The 17,421-nt window shown below is 61.9% G+C and carries 16 protein-coding genes; 12 read left to right on the plus strand and 4 right to left on the minus strand.

Features of this window, described 5'->3' with window-relative positions:
- Positions 1 to 78: 78 nt before the first annotated feature.
- Positions 79 to 612 (minus strand): outer membrane protein assembly factor BamE, encoded by a 534-nt coding sequence (locus tag HFO99_RS15980; protein ID WP_017963789.1) that lies wholly within the window; start codon positions 610 to 612, stop codon positions 79 to 81.
- A 136-nt stretch (positions 613 to 748) separates the two neighbouring features.
- Here HFO99_RS15980 and HFO99_RS15985 point away from each other — a divergent pair, with 136 nt between their 5' ends.
- From HFO99_RS15985 to HFO99_RS16010, 6 genes are all read left to right on the plus strand, one after another.
- A complete protein-coding gene (locus HFO99_RS15985) occupies positions 749 to 1,405 on the plus strand; it encodes a ubiquinol-cytochrome C chaperone family protein (protein ID WP_222362237.1) in 657 nt (218 codons plus the stop codon).
- A gap of 11 nt (positions 1,406 to 1,416) precedes the next feature.
- On the plus strand, positions 1,417 to 1,971 hold the full coding sequence (locus HFO99_RS15990; protein WP_222252086.1) for a YceD family protein: 555 nt from the start codon (positions 1,417 to 1,419) through the stop codon (positions 1,969 to 1,971).
- 98 nt (positions 1,972 to 2,069) lie between these two features.
- The gene (gene plsX / locus HFO99_RS15995; protein ID WP_064251549.1) at positions 2,070 to 3,116 is read left to right on the plus strand and encodes a phosphate acyltransferase PlsX; all 1,047 of its coding nucleotides are present in this window, start codon (positions 2,070 to 2,072) and stop codon (positions 3,114 to 3,116) included.
- A 20-nt stretch (positions 3,117 to 3,136) separates the two neighbouring features.
- On the plus strand, positions 3,137 to 4,108 hold the full coding sequence (locus tag HFO99_RS16000) for a beta-ketoacyl-ACP synthase III (protein ID WP_222308218.1): 972 nt from the start codon (positions 3,137 to 3,139) through the stop codon (positions 4,106 to 4,108).
- 105 nt (positions 4,109 to 4,213) lie between these two features.
- Positions 4,214 to 4,552 carry an integration host factor subunit alpha gene (locus HFO99_RS16005; RefSeq protein WP_018241528.1) on the plus strand — a complete coding sequence of 113 codons (339 nt, stop codon included), beginning with the start codon at positions 4,214 to 4,216 and terminating at the stop codon, positions 4,550 to 4,552.
- A 150-nt stretch (positions 4,553 to 4,702) separates the two neighbouring features.
- On the plus strand, positions 4,703 to 5,242 hold the full coding sequence (locus HFO99_RS16010; RefSeq protein ID WP_017963795.1) for a MerR family transcriptional regulator: 540 nt from the start codon (positions 4,703 to 4,705) through the stop codon (positions 5,240 to 5,242).
- An 8-nt stretch (positions 5,243 to 5,250) separates the two neighbouring features.
- Here HFO99_RS16010 and HFO99_RS16015 read toward each other — a convergent pair whose 3' ends face one another.
- Both HFO99_RS16015 and HFO99_RS16020 read right to left on the minus strand, forming a co-directional pair.
- Positions 5,251 to 5,598 (minus strand): response regulator, encoded by a 348-nt coding sequence (locus HFO99_RS16015; RefSeq protein WP_064251550.1) that lies wholly within the window; start codon positions 5,596 to 5,598, stop codon positions 5,251 to 5,253.
- Positions 5,599 to 5,767: 169 nt separating this feature from the next.
- Positions 5,768 to 5,998, minus strand: a complete 231-nt coding sequence (locus HFO99_RS16020; RefSeq protein WP_222252090.1) for a hypothetical protein — start codon at positions 5,996 to 5,998, stop codon at positions 5,768 to 5,770.
- Between HFO99_RS16020 and HFO99_RS16025 the strand changes: the two genes are divergently transcribed.
- Positions 5,979 to 7,625 carry an ATP-binding protein gene (locus tag HFO99_RS16025; RefSeq protein WP_222362239.1) on the plus strand — a complete coding sequence of 549 codons (1,647 nt, stop codon included), beginning with the start codon at positions 5,979 to 5,981 and terminating at the stop codon, positions 7,623 to 7,625. The genes HFO99_RS16020 and HFO99_RS16025 overlap by 20 nt on opposite strands.
- Positions 7,626 to 7,664: 39 nt before the next feature.
- On the opposite strand, the gene HFO99_RS16030 is transcribed toward HFO99_RS16025, so the two are convergent.
- Positions 7,665 to 7,979: a DUF1236 domain-containing protein gene (locus HFO99_RS16030; protein WP_222332983.1), complete on the minus strand. Its 315-nt coding sequence runs from the start codon at positions 7,977 to 7,979 to the stop codon at positions 7,665 to 7,667.
- 325 nt (positions 7,980 to 8,304) lie between these two features.
- Between HFO99_RS16030 and bcsN the strand changes: the two genes are divergently transcribed.
- The 5 genes from bcsN to HFO99_RS16055 are packed head-to-tail and all read left to right on the plus strand — an operon-like array spanning position 8,305 to position 17,395.
- Positions 8,305 to 9,285, plus strand: a complete 981-nt coding sequence (gene bcsN / locus HFO99_RS16035) for a cellulose biosynthesis protein BcsN (protein WP_222362241.1) — start codon at positions 8,305 to 8,307, stop codon at positions 9,283 to 9,285.
- A 58-nt stretch (positions 9,286 to 9,343) separates the two neighbouring features.
- Positions 9,344 to 11,536 (plus strand): UDP-forming cellulose synthase catalytic subunit, encoded by a 2,193-nt coding sequence (gene bcsA, locus HFO99_RS16040; protein ID WP_222308221.1) that lies wholly within the window; start codon positions 9,344 to 9,346, stop codon positions 11,534 to 11,536.
- The gene (locus HFO99_RS16045) at positions 11,533 to 13,998 is read left to right on the plus strand and encodes a cellulose biosynthesis cyclic di-GMP-binding regulatory protein BcsB (protein ID WP_222362242.1); all 2,466 of its coding nucleotides are present in this window, start codon (positions 11,533 to 11,535) and stop codon (positions 13,996 to 13,998) included. Before bcsA ends, HFO99_RS16045 begins: the two co-directional genes overlap by 4 nt.
- Positions 13,995 to 15,041, plus strand: a complete 1,047-nt coding sequence (locus HFO99_RS16050) for a glycosyl hydrolase family 8 (RefSeq protein ID WP_222362244.1) — start codon at positions 13,995 to 13,997, stop codon at positions 15,039 to 15,041. The genes HFO99_RS16045 and HFO99_RS16050 overlap by 4 nt, the downstream gene beginning before the upstream one ends.
- Entirely contained in the window at positions 15,038 to 17,395 is a 2,358-nt protein-coding gene (locus HFO99_RS16055; RefSeq protein WP_222362246.1) for a cellulose synthase, read from the plus strand. The genes HFO99_RS16050 and HFO99_RS16055 overlap by 4 nt, the downstream gene beginning before the upstream one ends.
- The last annotated feature ends 26 nt before the right edge of the window (positions 17,396 to 17,421 follow it).

Here is a 17,421-nt window from a genome sequence, read left to right on the forward strand (position 1 = left end):
CGCGGCAAACTGGAACAGCGACTATCAAAAAACCCCGCCGGAGCGATCCGGCGGGGTTTTCGTATAAGGCGTATCCGATCAGCGCAGGCTGCTTGGGTTCTGCGGCGTGCCGCCGGCACCACCGCCGAACAGGCTGCGGGCAGCACTCGCGGCGCTGCCGCCGGAAAGCATCTGCTGCAGGAAGGTGAGTTCCTTGCCGCCGGTCGGCGTGACGCGCCCGATCGTGTCGAACACCTTGCCGTCCTGTAGCGTATAGTTGGCGCGGCGGCTGACGACGCCGTCCTTGTCGAAATAGATCGCCAGAACGCTCTGATCGACGACCTTCAGTTTCTGGAAGGCGACGGCACGCGTACGCCGCTGCGAGATGTAATAGAAGACTTCGCCATCGAAGGTCGCCGTCGTCGACGGGGTCCCGAGCGAAAGCAGCACCTGCTCGCGGCTGGAGCCTTCGGGAACGAGGTTCAGCGACTGCTGGTCGGCGACGTAGCCGCCATTGAGCACGGTGCTGGTCTGGCAACCGGAAAGAGCTGATGTGGAGGCGATTATGAAGGCAATGGCCGCACTGCTGAAGAATTTCACGTCAGACTTGAAATACCGTTTATTCAACGACATCTACTCCCTTGAGTGTCGATAGCAGCCATTTGGGGCCTTGCACGCTTTCCTCCTGCAAAACCATTGTGGCCATTCCGGGTCGAATGTCCCGAATTCGCTTCGCTGACGCATCGAAGGCGTCGTCCCGAAACTGGCCATGATCGGCATTGCAATTCGCGCCTGCTTCGGTAAACCAGCTTTCGAAATCATGCAACAAGGCCAGACGCCAGCCGGCATGAAGAATGAGGCATTTCCGGAAAAAACAATGATCTTCGGGCTCTTCCGCAAGAAAAACAACAATCAGGCGATCGTCGATCGGCAATATGCGGCGCTAGCGGCGGCTGCGCGCATGCCGGAACTCTACGAGCGGCTCAATGTGCCGGATACGGTCATGGGCCGTTTCGAGATGCTGTCGATCGCCATGATTCTGTTTTTTCGCCGCACACGTGCTTCCGCCACCAGCGGCCAGGAGATCGCCCAGGAGATCGTCGACGCTTTCTTCCAGGATATCGACTATTCGATCCGCGAACTCGGCATCGGTGACAACAGCGTGCCCAAGCGCATGAAGAAGCTCGCCGGTATGTTTTACGGCCGGCTTGAAGCCTATTCGAAGGCGATGGACACAGGCGATGCCGAAGCGCTCGCTCTCGCTCTCCAGCGCAATATCTACCCCGAAACCTCGGCGCCTGCCGATATGTCCGGCCTCGCCGGATGGATGATGGCCGCAGAATCGCATCTGTCCGCTGTTGCCGAAGAGGTGATCGCCACCGGTTCGGCGACGCTCCCACCGGTCGCCTACCTACCGGTCACCTGAAGGAGGAAACGATGAAGAACAATCGGGACGATGTTCCCTTCTCCTATCACGTCAAGGTCGGCCACATCTCGGCCAACCCCGTCGAGGTCCATGTCGAGGCCGACACCAGCGAACTGAAGGCGCTTGCCGAGACCTGGAACGTCGTCTCCGTCGACGATCTCCGCGCCGATCTGCAGATTGCCCGCTGGAAGCGCGACGGCGTGCGCATCAAGGGCCGCGTGCAGGCGAAGATCGTTCAGTCCTGCGTCGTGACGTTGGAACCGGTCGAATCCGCCATCGACGAGAATTTCGAGCAGATCTTCGTGCCGGAGGGCTCCAAGCTTGCCCGCCAGGCGGGCAACGACGCCGGCGAGATGCTGCTCGATCCGGACGGTCCCGATCTGCCCGAGACCTTCGTCGGCGATACGATCGATGCCGGCGAGGTGGTTGCCGAATTCGCTGCTCTCGCAATCGATCCCTATCCGCGCAAGCAGGGCATCGAATTCGCCGGCCATGTCGAGGACAGCGGCGAGGACGACAAAAAGCCTTCCGCTTTCGCCATCCTTAAGGACTGGAAAAAGGACTGAAGCCCCTCTGGCATTTGACACAATTCAGTTGTAAGCGACGCCAAAACCGGTATTTTGGCCGAAATTTCGCCCTCGGCGAAAAGAAGGATCAGGGACGCGTGATCAGAATATCTCTCGACCTCATGGGTGGCGACTTTGGTCCCCAGGTTGTCATCCCCGGCGCCGCCAAGGCGCTGGATCGGCATCCGGATATTTCCTTCGTTCTCTATGGTCTCAAGGAACAGTGCGATCCGGTTCTCGCCAGGTTTCCGAAGCTTAAGGAAAAGTCGCTCTTTCACGACTGCGAGCTTGCTGTTGCCATGGATGAGAAGCCGAGCCAGGCGCTGCGCCGTGGCCGTTATATCTCCACCATGTGGCGTTCGATCGAGGCGGTGAAGACGGGCGACGCCGACGTCGCGGTCTCGGCCGGCAATACCGGGGCGCTGATGGCAATGGCGAAGTTCTGTCTGCGCACCATGGCCAATATCGAGCGTCCGGCGATTGCCGCGATCTGGCCGACGCTGAAGGGTGAGAGCATCGTGCTCGATGTCGGTGCGACGATCGGCGCCGACGCGCAGCAGCTGATGGATTTTGCCCTGATGGGCGGCGCCATGGCGCGTGCGCTCTTCGAGGTCGAACGTCCGACGGTCGGCCTTCTGAACGTCGGCGTCGAGGAGATGAAAGGCCAGGAGGAAGTCAAGGAGGCCGGCCGGCTGTTGCGCGAGGCGAACATCGATTCGCTCGAATATTCCGGCTTCGTCGAGGGCAACGACCTTGGCAAGGGCACGGTCGACGTCGTCGTCACCGAAGGATTTTCCGGCAATATCGCCCTGAAAACCGCCGAAGGCACCGCCAAGCAGATCGGCGAATATCTGCGTGCCGCCATGTCGCGCACGCTGCTGGCCCGCATCGGCTACCTCTTCGCCAAAAGCGCCTTCGACATGCTTCGCGAGAAGCTCGATCCGAGCAAGGTCAATGGCGGCGTGTTCCTCGGCCTGAACGGCATCGTCATCAAAAGCCACGGCGGGGCGAATGCCGAAGGCATCGCAGCCGCCATCGAAGTCGGCTACGACATGGCCAAGAACGGCCTCAATCAGAAAATAGAAAACGATCTTAAGAAATACCATGCCAAGCGGCTGCCCCCGATGGGCCCGGAAGCGGCATGAGCGATGGGGTTCAATCAAAGATGATCCGTTCAGTGGTTCGCGGGTTCGGAGCCGCACTCCCGAAGCGCGTGATGACCAATCGTGACATGGAGGCCATCGTCGACACATCAGACGAATGGATCGTCCAGCGCACCGGCATCCGCCAGCGTTATATCGCCGGCGATGACGAAACGACCGCGTCGCTCGGCGAGGCCGCCGCACGCGCAGCCCTTGCCAATGGCGGCCTGACGCCTGCCGATATCGATCTTGTCATCTGTGCCACCTCCACGCCGGATAACACCTTTCCGGCAACGTCGGTCAACATCCAGAACCGCCTCGGCATGAGCCACGGCTTCGCCTTCGACGTCCAGGCCGTCTGCACCGGTTTCGTCTACGCGGTGACGACCGCCGATGCCTATATCCGTGGCGGTCTTGCCAAGCGCGTTCTCGTCATCGGTGCCGAAACCTTTTCGCGCATTCTCGACTGGAACGACCGCACCACCTGCGTGCTTTTTGGCGACGGCGCCGGCGCGATCATACTCGAAGCGACCGAAGGCGAGGGCACCGTTGCAGATCGCGGCGTGCTGACAGCGCATCTGCGTTCCGACGGCTCGCACAAGGACAAGCTCTATGTCGATGGCGGAGCGTCGACGACGGGCACTGTGGGCAAGCTGCGCATGGAAGGCCGCGAGGTCTTCAAATACGCCGTCGGCATGATCACCGACGTCATTCAGGCGGCTTTCGATGCGACCGGGACCACCGCCGATGACCTGGACTGGCTGGTGCCGCATCAGGCCAATCGCCGCATCATCGACGGTTCGGCGAAAAAGCTGAACATCGATGCGGCGAAGGTCGTCATCACCGTCGACCTGCACGGCAATACGTCGGCCGCCTCGATCCCGCTGGCGCTTGCCACCGCTGCCGGCGACGGCCGCATCAAAAAGGGCGACCTGGTGATGCTCGAAGCGATGGGCGGCGGTTTTACCTGGGGTGCGGTTCTGCTGCGCTGGTAGGCACGAATCCTAAAAAACTGGCGGCGAACAAGAGCTTGACCGTAAGGCGCAAGACAAATACTCTTCGTGCGATTTCACAAAATATTTTATATGGGCGGGGAAACCATGACCGGAAAAACAGTGACGCGAGCAGACCTGGCGGAATCCGTTTTCCGAAAGGTTGGGCTGTCCCGGACCGAATCTGCCGAACTGGTCGAAACTGTCATCGACGAGATCTGCAACGCCATAGTGCGTGGTGAAACCGTCAAGCTTTCCTCCTTTGCCACCTTCCAGGTGCGCGACAAGAACGAACGAATCGGCCGCAACCCGAAGACCGGCGAGGAGGTTCCGATTTCCCCCCGCCGGGTCATGACCTTCAAAGCGTCGAACGTGCTGAAGACGCGCATTCTCAAGGCGCATGTCGCTCGCAAGATCAAGCTGAAGCCGCTGAATCCGGCTCCTTGATAATCGGCTTCCCGTTTCGAAACGGCTTTTTTTCTCTCTCGCACTGACCATCCTTGTGCGCAACGTCGAGACATGACTTGAATTGTCGGCGCCAAACCGTTGAAATACGATGAGTCGCCGTAGGATCGAGCCGCGAGGTCGCGTAGCAGTATGACGTTGGACAAGAGCCCCGATGCCTTTCGCACCATCAGCGAAGTCGCAGACGATCTTGATCTGCCGCAGCATGTGCTGCGCTTCTGGGAGACGCGTTTTCCCCAGATAAAGCCGATGAAGCGCGGCGGGGGCCGTCGCTACTACCGACCGGAGGATGTGGATCTTCTCAAGGGCATCCGGCATCTGCTCTATGATCACGGCTATACGATCAAGGGTGTGCAGAAGCTTCTGAAGACCAACGGCAACAAGTTTGTCATATCAGTCGGCCACGGTGATCTTGCCAGCGTCGAGGCGCTTGCGTCGGGCGTACAGGAGGTGGGTGCCGGGGAACCGCGCGTCGGCATGGCTGATGAAGACCAGATTGTCGGCCGCGCCAAACCGCCGATCACCCGCAGGTTCTTCAATTTCGTCGCTGGAGACGACGAGCAGGAAGTCTCGATCGGCAAATCGAGCGTTGGCAAGGAAGACCGAGCGCTGCTGCAGGAGGCGCTCTACGACCTCCTGGAATGCAAGCGTCTGCTTGATCAGGTGCGTTGAACAGGAACTCAGGTTTCAGTAAGCCGCTTCATCGCCTGTTCGAGTTCGCTGAGCTGGAAGGGTTTTTGCAGCACGGGCAGCATGCTTGGGCTGCTGCCATCAGGCGGCGCGCCATATCCCGTTGCATAGAGATAGGGTTTCCCGCGTTCGTCGAGCAGCTTTGCGACCGGCAGCGAACTCTGCCCGGCAAGCGAGACGTCGAGGATTGCAGCGTCGAACTCAGTATCCCTGGCGGTTGCCAACGCCCGTTCCAGATCCGGCGCGCTGGCGCAGACCCGGTAACCCAAATCGGCAAGCATGTCCTCGAGCAGCATGGCAATCAGCGTGTCGTCTTCGACGATGAATATGTCTTTCATGATCCCGTCCACCCATTGCCCCCTTGCTAAAGCATGTCGCGCAAAAGTGTGCCGCGGTTTTGCGATAACGATATGCGTAAAAACAAAGACCTAAAGCGCGAGGAGCGAATCTGAAAGATCGCGACGCGCTTTAGGCACGGAGATTTATGTGGACTGCTTGCACGGCTCGTCAAGACGTCGTGCCCGGCGGTACGAGAAACAGCATATTGCCGGTTGAAATTCGATGTGCAAAAGCTGGGATGCCGTTTTCCGCAACGGCTCCTGCATAATTCCTTAAACCGGCATAGATTCGAGGAATAGAATTATGCAGCAATTCAAAGCGTTGCAGCGTCATTTGCGCGTCTGAAAAGACATGGCGGCGCTGTAAGAAGGGGTGTCGAATGGATTTGCTGAGTGCCACGGATTGGCTGCGTCACAGGCCGGGTTATACCTATCCGCTGGCCATTGCCTTCGTTGGCCTGACATTTCTTCTGAGGCTTGCCGCCAGCGACACTCTCTCCGAATTTCCCTTCCTGAGCTTTCTTCCGGCGATATTGCTCGCCAGTTTCATAGGCGGCGCGGGGCCGGGCCTTGTCGCGGCCTTGGTTGCCGGTTTCATAGTCCAGCAGTTTTTCGTCGAGCCGCACAATGTCTTCTGGCCGGTCAGCGCCGGCCAATGGGTCGGCCTTTCCACTTATTTCATCAATGCCGCGATCATCGTCGGCCTGATGGAGATGATCATTATCGCACATGAGCGACAGAGCCGCCTTCGTAGCGAGCTCAACAGCTTCAACACGCGCCTCGAAGAGACGGTGGTCCAGCGCACTGCCGAGCTCAGGCATGAGATGGAAGAGAATGCTGCCGCTCAGGCGCAAGTCCGCCAGTTGCAGAAGATGGAGACGATCGGCCAGCTGACCGGCGGCGTCGCCCATGATTTCAACAACATGTTGGCGATCATCATCGGCAACCTCGATCTCGCGCAGCGGCGGCTGAGCGGCAGCGAGGATCCCCGCCTGCCATACTCCATCCAGAATGCCAAAGACGGTGCGCAGAGGGCGGCGGTACTGACCGCGCGTCTTCTCGCGTTCTCGCGCCAGCAGCCGCTCGCCCCGGAGGTGATCGACCTCAACAAGCTGGTCGGCGGCATGTCTGAGCTGCTGCGGCGCACGCTCGGAGAGCAGATCCGCATCGAGACCGTGCTTGCCGGCGGTCTCTGGCCGAGCTTTGCCGATTTGAGCCAGCTCGAAAATGCCATCTTGAACCTTGCCGTCAACGCCCGCGATGCTATGCCGGGCGGCGGAAATCTAACGATCGAGACAGCCAATACCGAACTCGACGAGCGATATTCGCGCATGCATTCGGAGGTCGAGGCGGGCCAATATGTGATGGTCAGCATCACTGACACCGGCACCGGCATGTCGCCGGAGGTGATCGAGCGCGCCTTCGACCCGTTCTATACGACCAAGGGACCCGGCAAAGGCACTGGCCTCGGTCTCAGCCAGGTCTATGGCTACGTCAAGCAGAGCGGCGGCCACATCAAGATCTATTCGGAGATCGACAGGGGCACGACGGTGAAGATCTATCTCCCCCGTCGTGTCGGCGTGACGGACGCCCGGTCGGGCGCAGCCGGCACCCAGCCGATTCCTCACGGCAGTCTCAACGATACGATCCTGGTGGTGGAGGACGATGAGCACGTCCGCACCATGACCGCCGAAAGCCTGCATGAACTCGGTTACACCGTATTGCAGGCGGCAAGCGGCATCGAGGCGCTTCTGTTGCTCGAAGAAAATCCGGCAGTCGACCTGATCTTCACCGATATCGTCATGCCGCAGATGAGCGGACGCCAGCTTGCCGATGTCGTCGAGGAGAAATGGCCGACGATCCGGATCCTTTACACGACGGGATACACCCGAAATGCCATCGTCCACAATGGTGTGCTCGATCACGGCGTTTCCCTGCTCTCCAAGCCCTTCAGCCTGCAGCAGCTCGCTCATAAGATCCGCGAACTTCTGAATGTACCGGCGAGGGCGGGAGACGAGCGGACGTGAAGCCGGAATAAGGCCGCACGTCCGCAAATCCAGACCTCGTTATTCCAGCACCTGAATGATGCGGCGGGTCTTCGGCTCGACGATCACGCGCCGTTCATTGACGACGGTATAGCCGTAGCCGTCCATGTCCGGCACGGTGTGCACTTCGACGGTATCGGGCAGCGTCGCTCCGACCGCGATATCACCGTCATAGACGACGGACGGCGTGTTTTGCTCCATCACATAGGTACGCACCTCGCCGGGCAACACGACGGAGCCGGTTGGTGCGGGATCTGTGACAATGACGGTGCTCTGCGCGAAGGCGGCGGAGCTGATGGTCAGTATGGCGGCCGCAGCCAGCATGGTCTTGCGCATGGGATGTTCTCCTTTCTACCCCAGACCTCAAGGCAACGCCGGCCATGCGGCATGGTTCCCCGCGAGCTTTTCGCCGTAGCGGAAGACAGGCGCAATGAGAGTAATTAAGTTGTTACTAAATTAATTTCTGCATCATACGGTTGAGCTGCCTGAACAAAGTTCGAAAAGAGTCCATCCAGCGATGTTAGGGCTCGCTTGTTTACTTTTCGCTAACCATGTTGGACGTTTATTCCGAACGGACGACCAACCGGTCGTTGATTCGACGATTCGTCGCGTTTCGGCTTGCGAATGGATCTCTAGAAATACGATTTCGGCGGATCGAGACATGCGATTGCGGAAGACGATATCGCTGGTGGCAGTGGCGGGCATGATGGCCGGCTGCACATCGACCGGCGGTGTGCGCCAGCCTTCCGGGCCGGAGACGGTGACGCCGGAAAAGGCGCTGGTCCTGCCGCCGCCGGGCGGCCCGTCGATCGTCAGCGTCGTCGAGCGCAAGCGCGGCAACGGCGTCGAGCAGACGATCTCGCTATTTACGTCATCCTCTGTGCCCGGTCAGAATTTCCTGAAGGTCCAATTCTTCGGCGCCTCCGGGGCCAATCCCGGTACCGGCAATGCCGGCTACAGCATGATCAACGAGAGCGGCATTGCCCGCGAGGTGGCGCGTTCGGCCCCCGGCGTGCCGATGGCGACGTCGGCGACCTTCCTGCAGAACGCCTATGGCCCCTTCGGTTATGCCTCCGGCCGCAGCCGTGCCGGCGACACCTGCGTCTATGCCTGGCAGCAGATCCGCTCGAGCACTGCCGCCAATACCCAGGCGCGCAATTTCGGCATGATCCAGCTGCGCCTGCGTCTTTGCGATGCCAGAGCGAGCGAGCGCCAGCTGCTCGGCATCGTCTATGGCTACACCATATCAGGCACCTTCGACGGCGCGGTCTGGAACCCTTACGGCAATCCGCCGCCCGCCGACGCAGCACTCGGGCACACCGGCGAGCCGATCTATCCGGACGAGGGCGGCTATCGTGCCAGCCCGATGCCGATCGGTTACGAGCCGGCGCCTGCCATTGTCAGCCGGCCGCGGGCAGCTGCCGTTCGTAGCGCCTCATCGCCGCAACCGGCTCAAGGCGCCGCATCGGTGCCTGCACCCATCGGCCCGCGCGTGCCGCTGCCGGGCGAGGCTTCACAGACGAGTGCAAGGTCGGATGCGGCCGCCGCGCCAATCGAACAATCGGTAAGGGCAATCGGCGTCACCGTGCCTTCGCCGGACTGCATAGGCGACGCGGCCACGACGGCCGCCTGCCGGAGATAATGAGCATGCCCGCGGGCGCCAGTTGGTGCCCCGGTTGAGCAATTTCGAAGGAACGCCGATGCGCAAAGCCCGCAGTGTCATCATATGGGCAGTGGTTTCGCTCTGCATGATCGTGCTGATCACGCTGCCGGTCAACCTGCAGACCCAGCTCATCACCAGCATCACGGTCGTGACTGTGATGGCGCTGATCAAGATTCTGAAGGGCGAGGGGACGTGGCGCCTGGTGGCGCTCGCCTTCGGCACGTCGATCGTGCTGCGCTATGTTTACTGGCGCACCACCAATACGCTGCCGCCTCTGAATCAGCTGGAAAACTTTATTCCCGGCCTGCTGCTCTATCTTGCCGAAATGTATAGCGTCGCGATGCTGGCGCTCAGCCTGTTCATCGTCGCCACGCCGTTGCCGTCGCGCCCCTCGCGTGCCGCCAATCCCGGGCGCCTTCCTCATGTTGACGTCTTCGTGCCATCCTACAATGAGGATGCCGGTCTTCTCGGAAACACGCTGGCCGCCGCCAAGGCCATGGACTATCCGGCCGAGAAACTGCATGTCTGGCTGCTCGACGACGGCGGCACCCTGCAGAAGCGCAATTCCGGCAAGCTGCTCGAAGCCCAGGCGGCCGCCGCCCGCCATAGCGAACTGAAGCAGCTCTGTGATGATCTCGACGTCAGCTATCTCACGCGCGACCGCAACGAGCACGCCAAGGCCGGCAATCTCAACAATGGCATGAAACATTCGACCGGCGAACTCATCGCCGTCTTCGATGCCGACCACGCGCCGGCGCGCGATTTCCTGCTCGAGACCGTCGGTTACTTCGAAGACGATCCGAAGCTCTTCCTCGTCCAGACTCCGCACTTCTTCATCAATCCCGATCCGCTGGAGCGCAACCTGCGCACCTTCGACAAGATGCCGAGCGAGAACGAGATGTTCTACGGCATCATCCAGCGCGGCCTCGACAAATGGAACGCCGCCTTCTTCTGCGGCTCGGCCGCGGTTCTGAGCCGCAGGGCGCTCGAATCCCAGAACGGCTTTTCCGGCATCAGCATCACCGAGGATTGCGAGACGGCGCTGGCGCTCCATGGCAGCGGCTGGAACAGCATCTATGTCGACAAGCCGCTGATCGCCGGTCTGCAGCCAGCCACCTTCGCAAGCTTCATCGGCCAGCGCAGCCGCTGGGCGCAGGGCATGATGCAGATCCTGCGCTTCCGCTTTCCGCTTCTGAAGCGCGGCCTGACGATCCCGCAGCGCTTCTGCTACATGTCCTCCACGCTTTTCTGGCTCTTCCCGTTCCCGCGCACGATCTTCCTGTTTGCGCCGCTCTTCTACCTGTTCTTCGATCTGGAAATCTTCACCGCCTCGGGCGGCGAGTTCCTCGCCTATACGCTTGCCTATATGCTCGTGAATCTGATGATGCAGAACTATCTCTACGGGTCCTTCCGCTGGCCCTGGATTTCCGAGCTCTACGAATATGTCCAGACCGTGCACCTGCTGCCGGCCGTCGTCTCCGTCATGCTCAATCCGAGAAAGCCGACCTTCAAGGTCACCGCCAAGGACGAATCGATCGCTGTCAGCCGACTGTCGGAGATCAGTCGTCCGTTCTTCGTCATCTTTGCGGTGCAGATCGTTGCGCTCGTCATCACCATCTACAAGATCTACGCCGAGCCCTATAAAGCCGACGTCACGCTCGTCGTCGGCGGATGGAATGTCATCAACCTGATCATGGCCGGCTGCGCGCTTGGTGTCGTGTCGGAGCGCGGCGAGCGCGCCTCGTCCCGTCGCGTCCGCGTCAACCGGCGCTGCGAATTCGGCGCCAACGGCAAGTGGTACACGGCCTCGATCGAGGACGTCTCGGTTCACGGCGCAAGGCTTCACATCTTCAACAAGCATCTCGACGAGATGCTGGTCGGCGCCGTCGGCGAAATCCGCTTCCGGCCCTATAGCGGCGCGGATCTCGAAACCCTGCCGCTCATCGTCCGCAACATCGAGCCGTCGGGCGACATCAGCAATGTCGGTTGCCAGTACGTGCCGAAAAGCGCGCTCGACCATCGCCTGATCGCCGATCTGATGTTTGCCAATTCCGACCAGTGGACTGAGTTCCAGGCCTCGCGCCGCCGCAATCCGGGCCTGATCCGCGGCACCATCTGGTTTCTCGGCATGTCGTTCTACCAGACGAGCCGCGGCCTCGTTTACTTCTTCCGCAGTATGCGGCCGGAGCGGGAAGCCCAGCAGCAGGCGGCAAAGGTCAACGCCGGATGAGAACGATCGTCGTCGCCTCGCTTCTCCTGCTGAATGCCTCCGCCTTCGTCCAGGCGCAGACGGCACCCTTCGACATGTCCGGCGAACGGCCGCCCGGTGCGTCCGTTACCCCGAGATTGACGCCGCCCACACAGGCCGCGCCGCCTGCGGTCATTGCGCCCGTTCCCGTCATGCCTCCAGTTTCCGTCGTACCCGCGCCTGCAACCCCGGCTGCTCCCCCTCCTGTTGCTTCGCCGGTTGCCACTCAGCCGCAGCCGACGATGCCTGCGCCCCGGCCTGCCGCAGCCGCAAACAGCGTTGCGCCGCTGCGTGCCGGCGATGTCCGTCGCTTTGTCGTGCCCTTTTCGAAACTCGGCCTTAGCGGCGAATACGATCGCCGGTCATGGACTATTTATCTGACACCGGAGCAGGCGACGGCTAAGGCAAGCTTCACCTTTGCCTACCAGAATTCAATCGTCGTTGCGCCTGAGGCCTCGGCGCTGACCGTCTATCTCAACAGCCGCCCGATCGGCCAGCAGCGCGTCGGCTCGCCGGATGGCTCTTCGGCCGTCACCTTCGAGGTTCCGCCCGGTCTGCTGCAGCCGGGTGCCAACCTCGTCACTTTCGAAGCCAATCAGCGCCATCGCACTGATTGCAGCATCCAATCCACTTATGAACTGTGGTCGAATATCGATCCGGCCGGAACCTATCTGAGCTTTGCCGGCAGGGATGCCGCCCAGCTATCGAGCGCCGACGCAATCCGCGCCATCGGCGTCGACGGAGCCGGCAAGACGGAGTTCGACATCGTTGTCCCGGCGCTGGAGCAGCCGGGAACCACCAAGCCGCTGCTACGGCTGGCGCAGGGCCTGTCGTTGCTGAGCAGCATGCCGAACCAGATCTTTGCCTTCAGCACCGCTTCGCTTCCGCCCAGCGGGCCTGGCAAGCTCAGCGTACTCGTCGGTACCGCGGCGGAGTTGCGGCCGCTCTTTCCCGGCCTGCCGCCCGGCGCCGAAAGTGCAGCACTCGCCGCTTTCGTCACCGATCCGCGCAGCGGCTCGCCGGTGCTTCTGATCAGCGGCCCCTCCTGGCAGGCGGTCTCCTCGGCGATCGACACCATCGTCTCGCCGACCGACAGGTCCTCGGATGTTCGCCGCGACGTGCTGACCACCGAGCGCTGGAGCGCGCCGAACGCGCCGCTGGTCTTTTCCGACACGAACATCGCCTTGTCTCAGCTCGGCGTGAAGACCGCCGAATTCTCTGGCAGGCGGTTGCGAACCAGTTTCAATATCGCCGTGCCGGCCGATTTTTATGCCAATGCCTATGGTGAGGCGAAGGTGCTGCTCGACGCCGCCTATACCGATAACGTAATGCCCGGCAGCCACATCGATATCTACGTCAACGACAACATCGCCTCCACCGTGCCGATCACCACGACATCGGGCGGCATTCTCCGTCATCTGCCGATCCGTGTGACGATGCGTCACTTCAAGCCAGGTCTCAATTCGGTGGCGATCGAGGCGATCCTGATGACCAAGGACGATGCCGTCTGCGCGCCGGGCTCAACCGCCGGCGCCACCCCACGTTTTGCCCTGTTCGATACCTCCGAGCTGCAGATTCCGGATTTCGCCCGCGTCGGTCAGCGTCCGAATCTGGCCGCAATGGCCGGCACCGCCTATCCCTATGGTCCGGCCACGGAGCCGACGCCGCTCTTCATCGACCGCATCGACGCCGATACGCTTTCGGCCGCCGCCACGCTGCTCGGCCAGATGGCGATCACCGCCGGCCATCCGATCGCCGTCGAAACCGTCGCCTCGGCGAATACGATCGGCGATCGTGACGCGATCTTCATCGGTTCCATCTCGCAGATGCCGGCAACCGCGCTGTCGCAGACCAATATCGCCACGGCGAGCCAGGCCTCATGGCTTCCCGTGCCCGATGCGCAGGCGGGCGTCGTCGATACCGGTACTGCTTTCGAGGAGTGGAATTCCAAAGTCAGCGGCGGTGTCCTGCGCAACCGGGTCACGGCCTTCCGCGAGTGGCTGTCGCGCAATTTCGATATCTCTCGCAGCTCGCTGCAATTCATCCCCGGCGCCGAGCAGATTTTCACGCCGGCCAACGCCGACACGCTGCTGGTTGCCCAGGGCTCCAGCCCCGCGGGGGCTGGCGCCTGGACCGTGGTGGCGGCGCCATCGGCAAAGGACCTGCGTGAAGGGCTCGAGGTTCTGACCGCGCAGCTGAACTGGCCGCAGATGTCAGGCCACATCACCACCTATTCGAGCAAGACAGGCAAGATCGAAACCGTGCCCGTTACCCGTTTCGATTTCGTGCCGTCCACCCCCTGGTCGATCGCCAATTATCGTCTGATCGCCGCCAACTGGCTATCGACGAATATCCTCTCCTACGCCTTCCTGCTGGTCGTCTTCGTGCTGCTGATCGGGATCACCACCTCGAGCATGCTCAGAAAACTGGGTCGGTCCAAATGAGGCAGTGGCACGCGCTCCTGCTGGCGGCAACGGTCGCGCTTGTCCCGGCGGGCTCGCCTGCCGGGGCACAGCAGGCGATGATCAATGCTGGCGCATGGTCGGCCTACAAGGCGAAGTTTCTCGATGCGACCGGCCGCATCATCGATAACGGCAACGGCAATATCAGCCACAGCGAAGGGCAGGGCTATGGCATGCTGCTCGCCTATCTCTCAGCCAGCCCCGCCGATTTCGAACAGATCTGGTATTTTACCCGCACCGAGCTGCTGCTGCGCGACGATGGCCTGGCCGTCTGGAAATGGGATCCGAACGGCAAGCCGCACGTCACCGACACCAACAACGCCTCGGACGGCGACATGCTGATCGCCTATGCGCTAGCGCTTGCCGGCACGGCGTGGAAACGCAACGACTATATCCTCGCCGCCTCCCGAATGGCGCAGGCGCTGCTTGCCGAAACGGTCGTGCACTCGGCCGGCCACACACTCCTGTTGCCGGGGAGCCAGGGTTTTGCCGCTACCGACCGTGAGGATGGCCCCGTCGTCAACCCGTCCTACTGGGTTTACGAGGCGATCCCGGTGATGGCGGCGCTTGCTCCGTCGGATGCCTGGCAAAAACTGACTAACGATGGCTTGGCGCTGTTGAAGACGATGCAGTTCGGCCCGCGCAAACTTCCAGCCGAATGGGTGAGTCTCAGCGGTCTGCCGCAGCCGGCGCAGGGTTTCGACGTCGAATTTGGCTATAACGCCATCCGCATCCCGCTCTATCTTGTTCGTGGCGGCGTCACCGACAAGGCGCTGTTGACCCGTCTGCAGCACGGGATGTCCCAAGACGGCGTTCCCGCCACCATCGATCTGACCACCGGCCGGACGAAGACCGTGTTGCCGGACCCAGGTTATCGAATTGTTAACGATGTTGTGGCCTGTGTGGTCGATGGGACCAAGTTGCCGGTCTCGGCCCTGCAATTTGCGCCCGCACTCTATTATCCGTCCACGCTTCAACTGCTGGGGCTGGCCTATATTGGGGAGAAGCATCCGGAGTGTCTGTGAAGTCTTCTCTCGTGGCGGTTTCAGCGGCAGTCGTGGTGGCAACCCTCGTCACCGGACTAAAAGATCGTGCCGCTCTGCAGGAAAAGTTCGGCCTTGGGTCTGCCGGCAAGCCGGCACCGGAGCTGATGATGATAGGCCGCATCAAGCCGACTGATACTTCCACCGGCAATCCTGAATTCAATGCGCAGCTGGTGGCCGACAAGATCGAGGCGATCACATCCCCGTCGCCGCCAGCACCGGGCGTGCGCGAGCCGGATGCCGCAGCACCGGAACCGGCGGCACCGCCCGCGACACCTCAGACCGTCGCCCAGCCGGCGCCGGTCACGCCGCCCATCGTTTCCGCGCCGCCAGCACCGCAACAGGCGGCCGCGCCTGCGCAGCCTGCCGTCGATGAAAGTGCGCTTCGTTATTTCGCCAGCCGCGGCGACAAGGTGCGCCTGCAGGCCGAAATCTCCCGCCTTCAGGCGCTCTACCCAAACTGGGTTCCGCCGGCCGATCCGCTCGCCGTGCCGCAGAATGGCGACAAAAAGCTTGAGGCCATGTGGCAGCTCTATTCCGATGGCCGCTATGCGGAGCTGCGCAAGGCCGTCGCCGACCGCCAGGCAGCCGATGCCGGATGGCAGCCGCCGGCCGATCTGCTCGACCGGCTCGACGTCGCCGAGGCCCGTGCCCGTCTCGTCAATGCGTCGGACCTCAAGCAATATGCGACGGTCGTCGATATCGCTGCCGCAACACCGAGCCTGCTCACCTGTAGCGAGGTCGATATTCTCTGGCGTGTCGCCGAAGCCTTCATCCGGACGGAGAGGGCGCAGCGCGGCCAGGATGCCTACGCTTATATCCTGAAGAACTGCACCAATCCCGCCGAGCGGCAGGCGACGGTCGAAAAAGCCTCGACGCTGCTTGCCTACCAGCCGATGCAGGCACTTCTCACGCTGGAGAGGCCTGCTGCCGACGGCAGCAAGGAATTCGATGCGATCCGCGACAATCTCACCCGACGCTTCATGGCCGAGGGCAATGACGATCCGAAGCTTGTTATCGCACCCGACTACATCGCCCGTCTCGAAAAACTCGCCGAGACTGAGGGGCTCGCCTCCGACGCGTTGCTGCTCGGCTGGTATCAGCTTCGCCGCAACAACGATGCCGATGCCGAGAAATGGTTCCGCGCTGCCCGAGCCAAGCAAGATTCGGCGGCCGCTTCGCAGGGGCTGGCGCTGGCGCTAATCGCCCGCAAGGCGCCTGAGGAAGCCGAGGAGGTGATGTTCCGCTGGCGCGCCGATTCCGTGGATGCGACTTCAACCTATCTCGCCGCGACCGCCAACCTGATGGCATTGCAGCCGCCGGCCGATTTGGCCGAAGACGTGCTGCACCGTATTGCCGCCGAGGTCATCGCCCGCAAATACGTGCCGACGGCGCAGCAGTTCGGCTGGTATGCCCGTTCCCTCAACCAGTTCCAGACCGCCACGCGCTGGTTCGAGACGGCGCTTGCCTGGAAACCTGATGACGAACCGTCCGCCTATGGCCTTGTCGTCACCCGCGAGCAACTGAGCGACCGCAAGGGCGTGCTCGACCTCCAGCGCGCCTGGGCCGGCCGGTCGAGCCGAATCACCAATCTTGAAGACACGTCCTCCCTGATACCGAATGCCGTTACGCCGCCGCCGGAGAAGGGTACGCTTGCCGCACGGCAACCATCGGCTCAGCCGACGCAAAATCCCCCGACAGAGCCGCTTCCGGCCGAGCGCCGCGTTATCCTGCAGCCGGGGTCGCAAGTGGTCGTTCGCGCCGCGAGCCCGGCGATGGAGACGGTGACCGTTCCGCGCGGCCCGCGCCAGACGCGCGGCTGCTCGACGACAATCGATGCGGGGCAGCTTAAGCCGGCCGAGGCGCTGTCGCGCGGCTGGTGCCTGATGGATATCAACCGGCCGATGGAGGCGATCTCGGCCTTCGAGGCCGCATTGCAGAGCCCGACCCGCAAGGTCCGCGAAGACGCAGCCTACGGCCAAAGCCTTGCTTATCTGCGCGCCGGCCTCTCCGGCAATGCCGCCGTCGCGGCCACCAAGGCGCCGCAGAACCGCCAGCGCGCCGCCGAGCTTCAGGTGGCGATCCTCGCCGACCGTGCGCTTTTGGCCTTCGACGCTGGGCGTTATCGCGAAACCCTCATCTATCTCGATCAGCGCGCGCAGCTGCAGCAGGAACGCATCGACCTGATGGTTCTGCGCGGCTATTGCTACCTCAATCTCAAAATGTACGATGATGCGACCCGCATCTTCGAAGCCGCTGCCGCGACCGGCAGCCGCGATGCTGCCCGCGGTCTTGCCGACGTCAGAAACGTCACGCACCCCGACGTCAACGACTGACGTTGACGCCGCCGCACCTCTACGCT

Source organism: Rhizobium leguminosarum, assembly GCF_019798305.1.
In the GTDB taxonomy this organism is placed as follows: Bacteria; Pseudomonadota; Alphaproteobacteria; order Rhizobiales; family Rhizobiaceae; genus Rhizobium; species Rhizobium leguminosarum_U.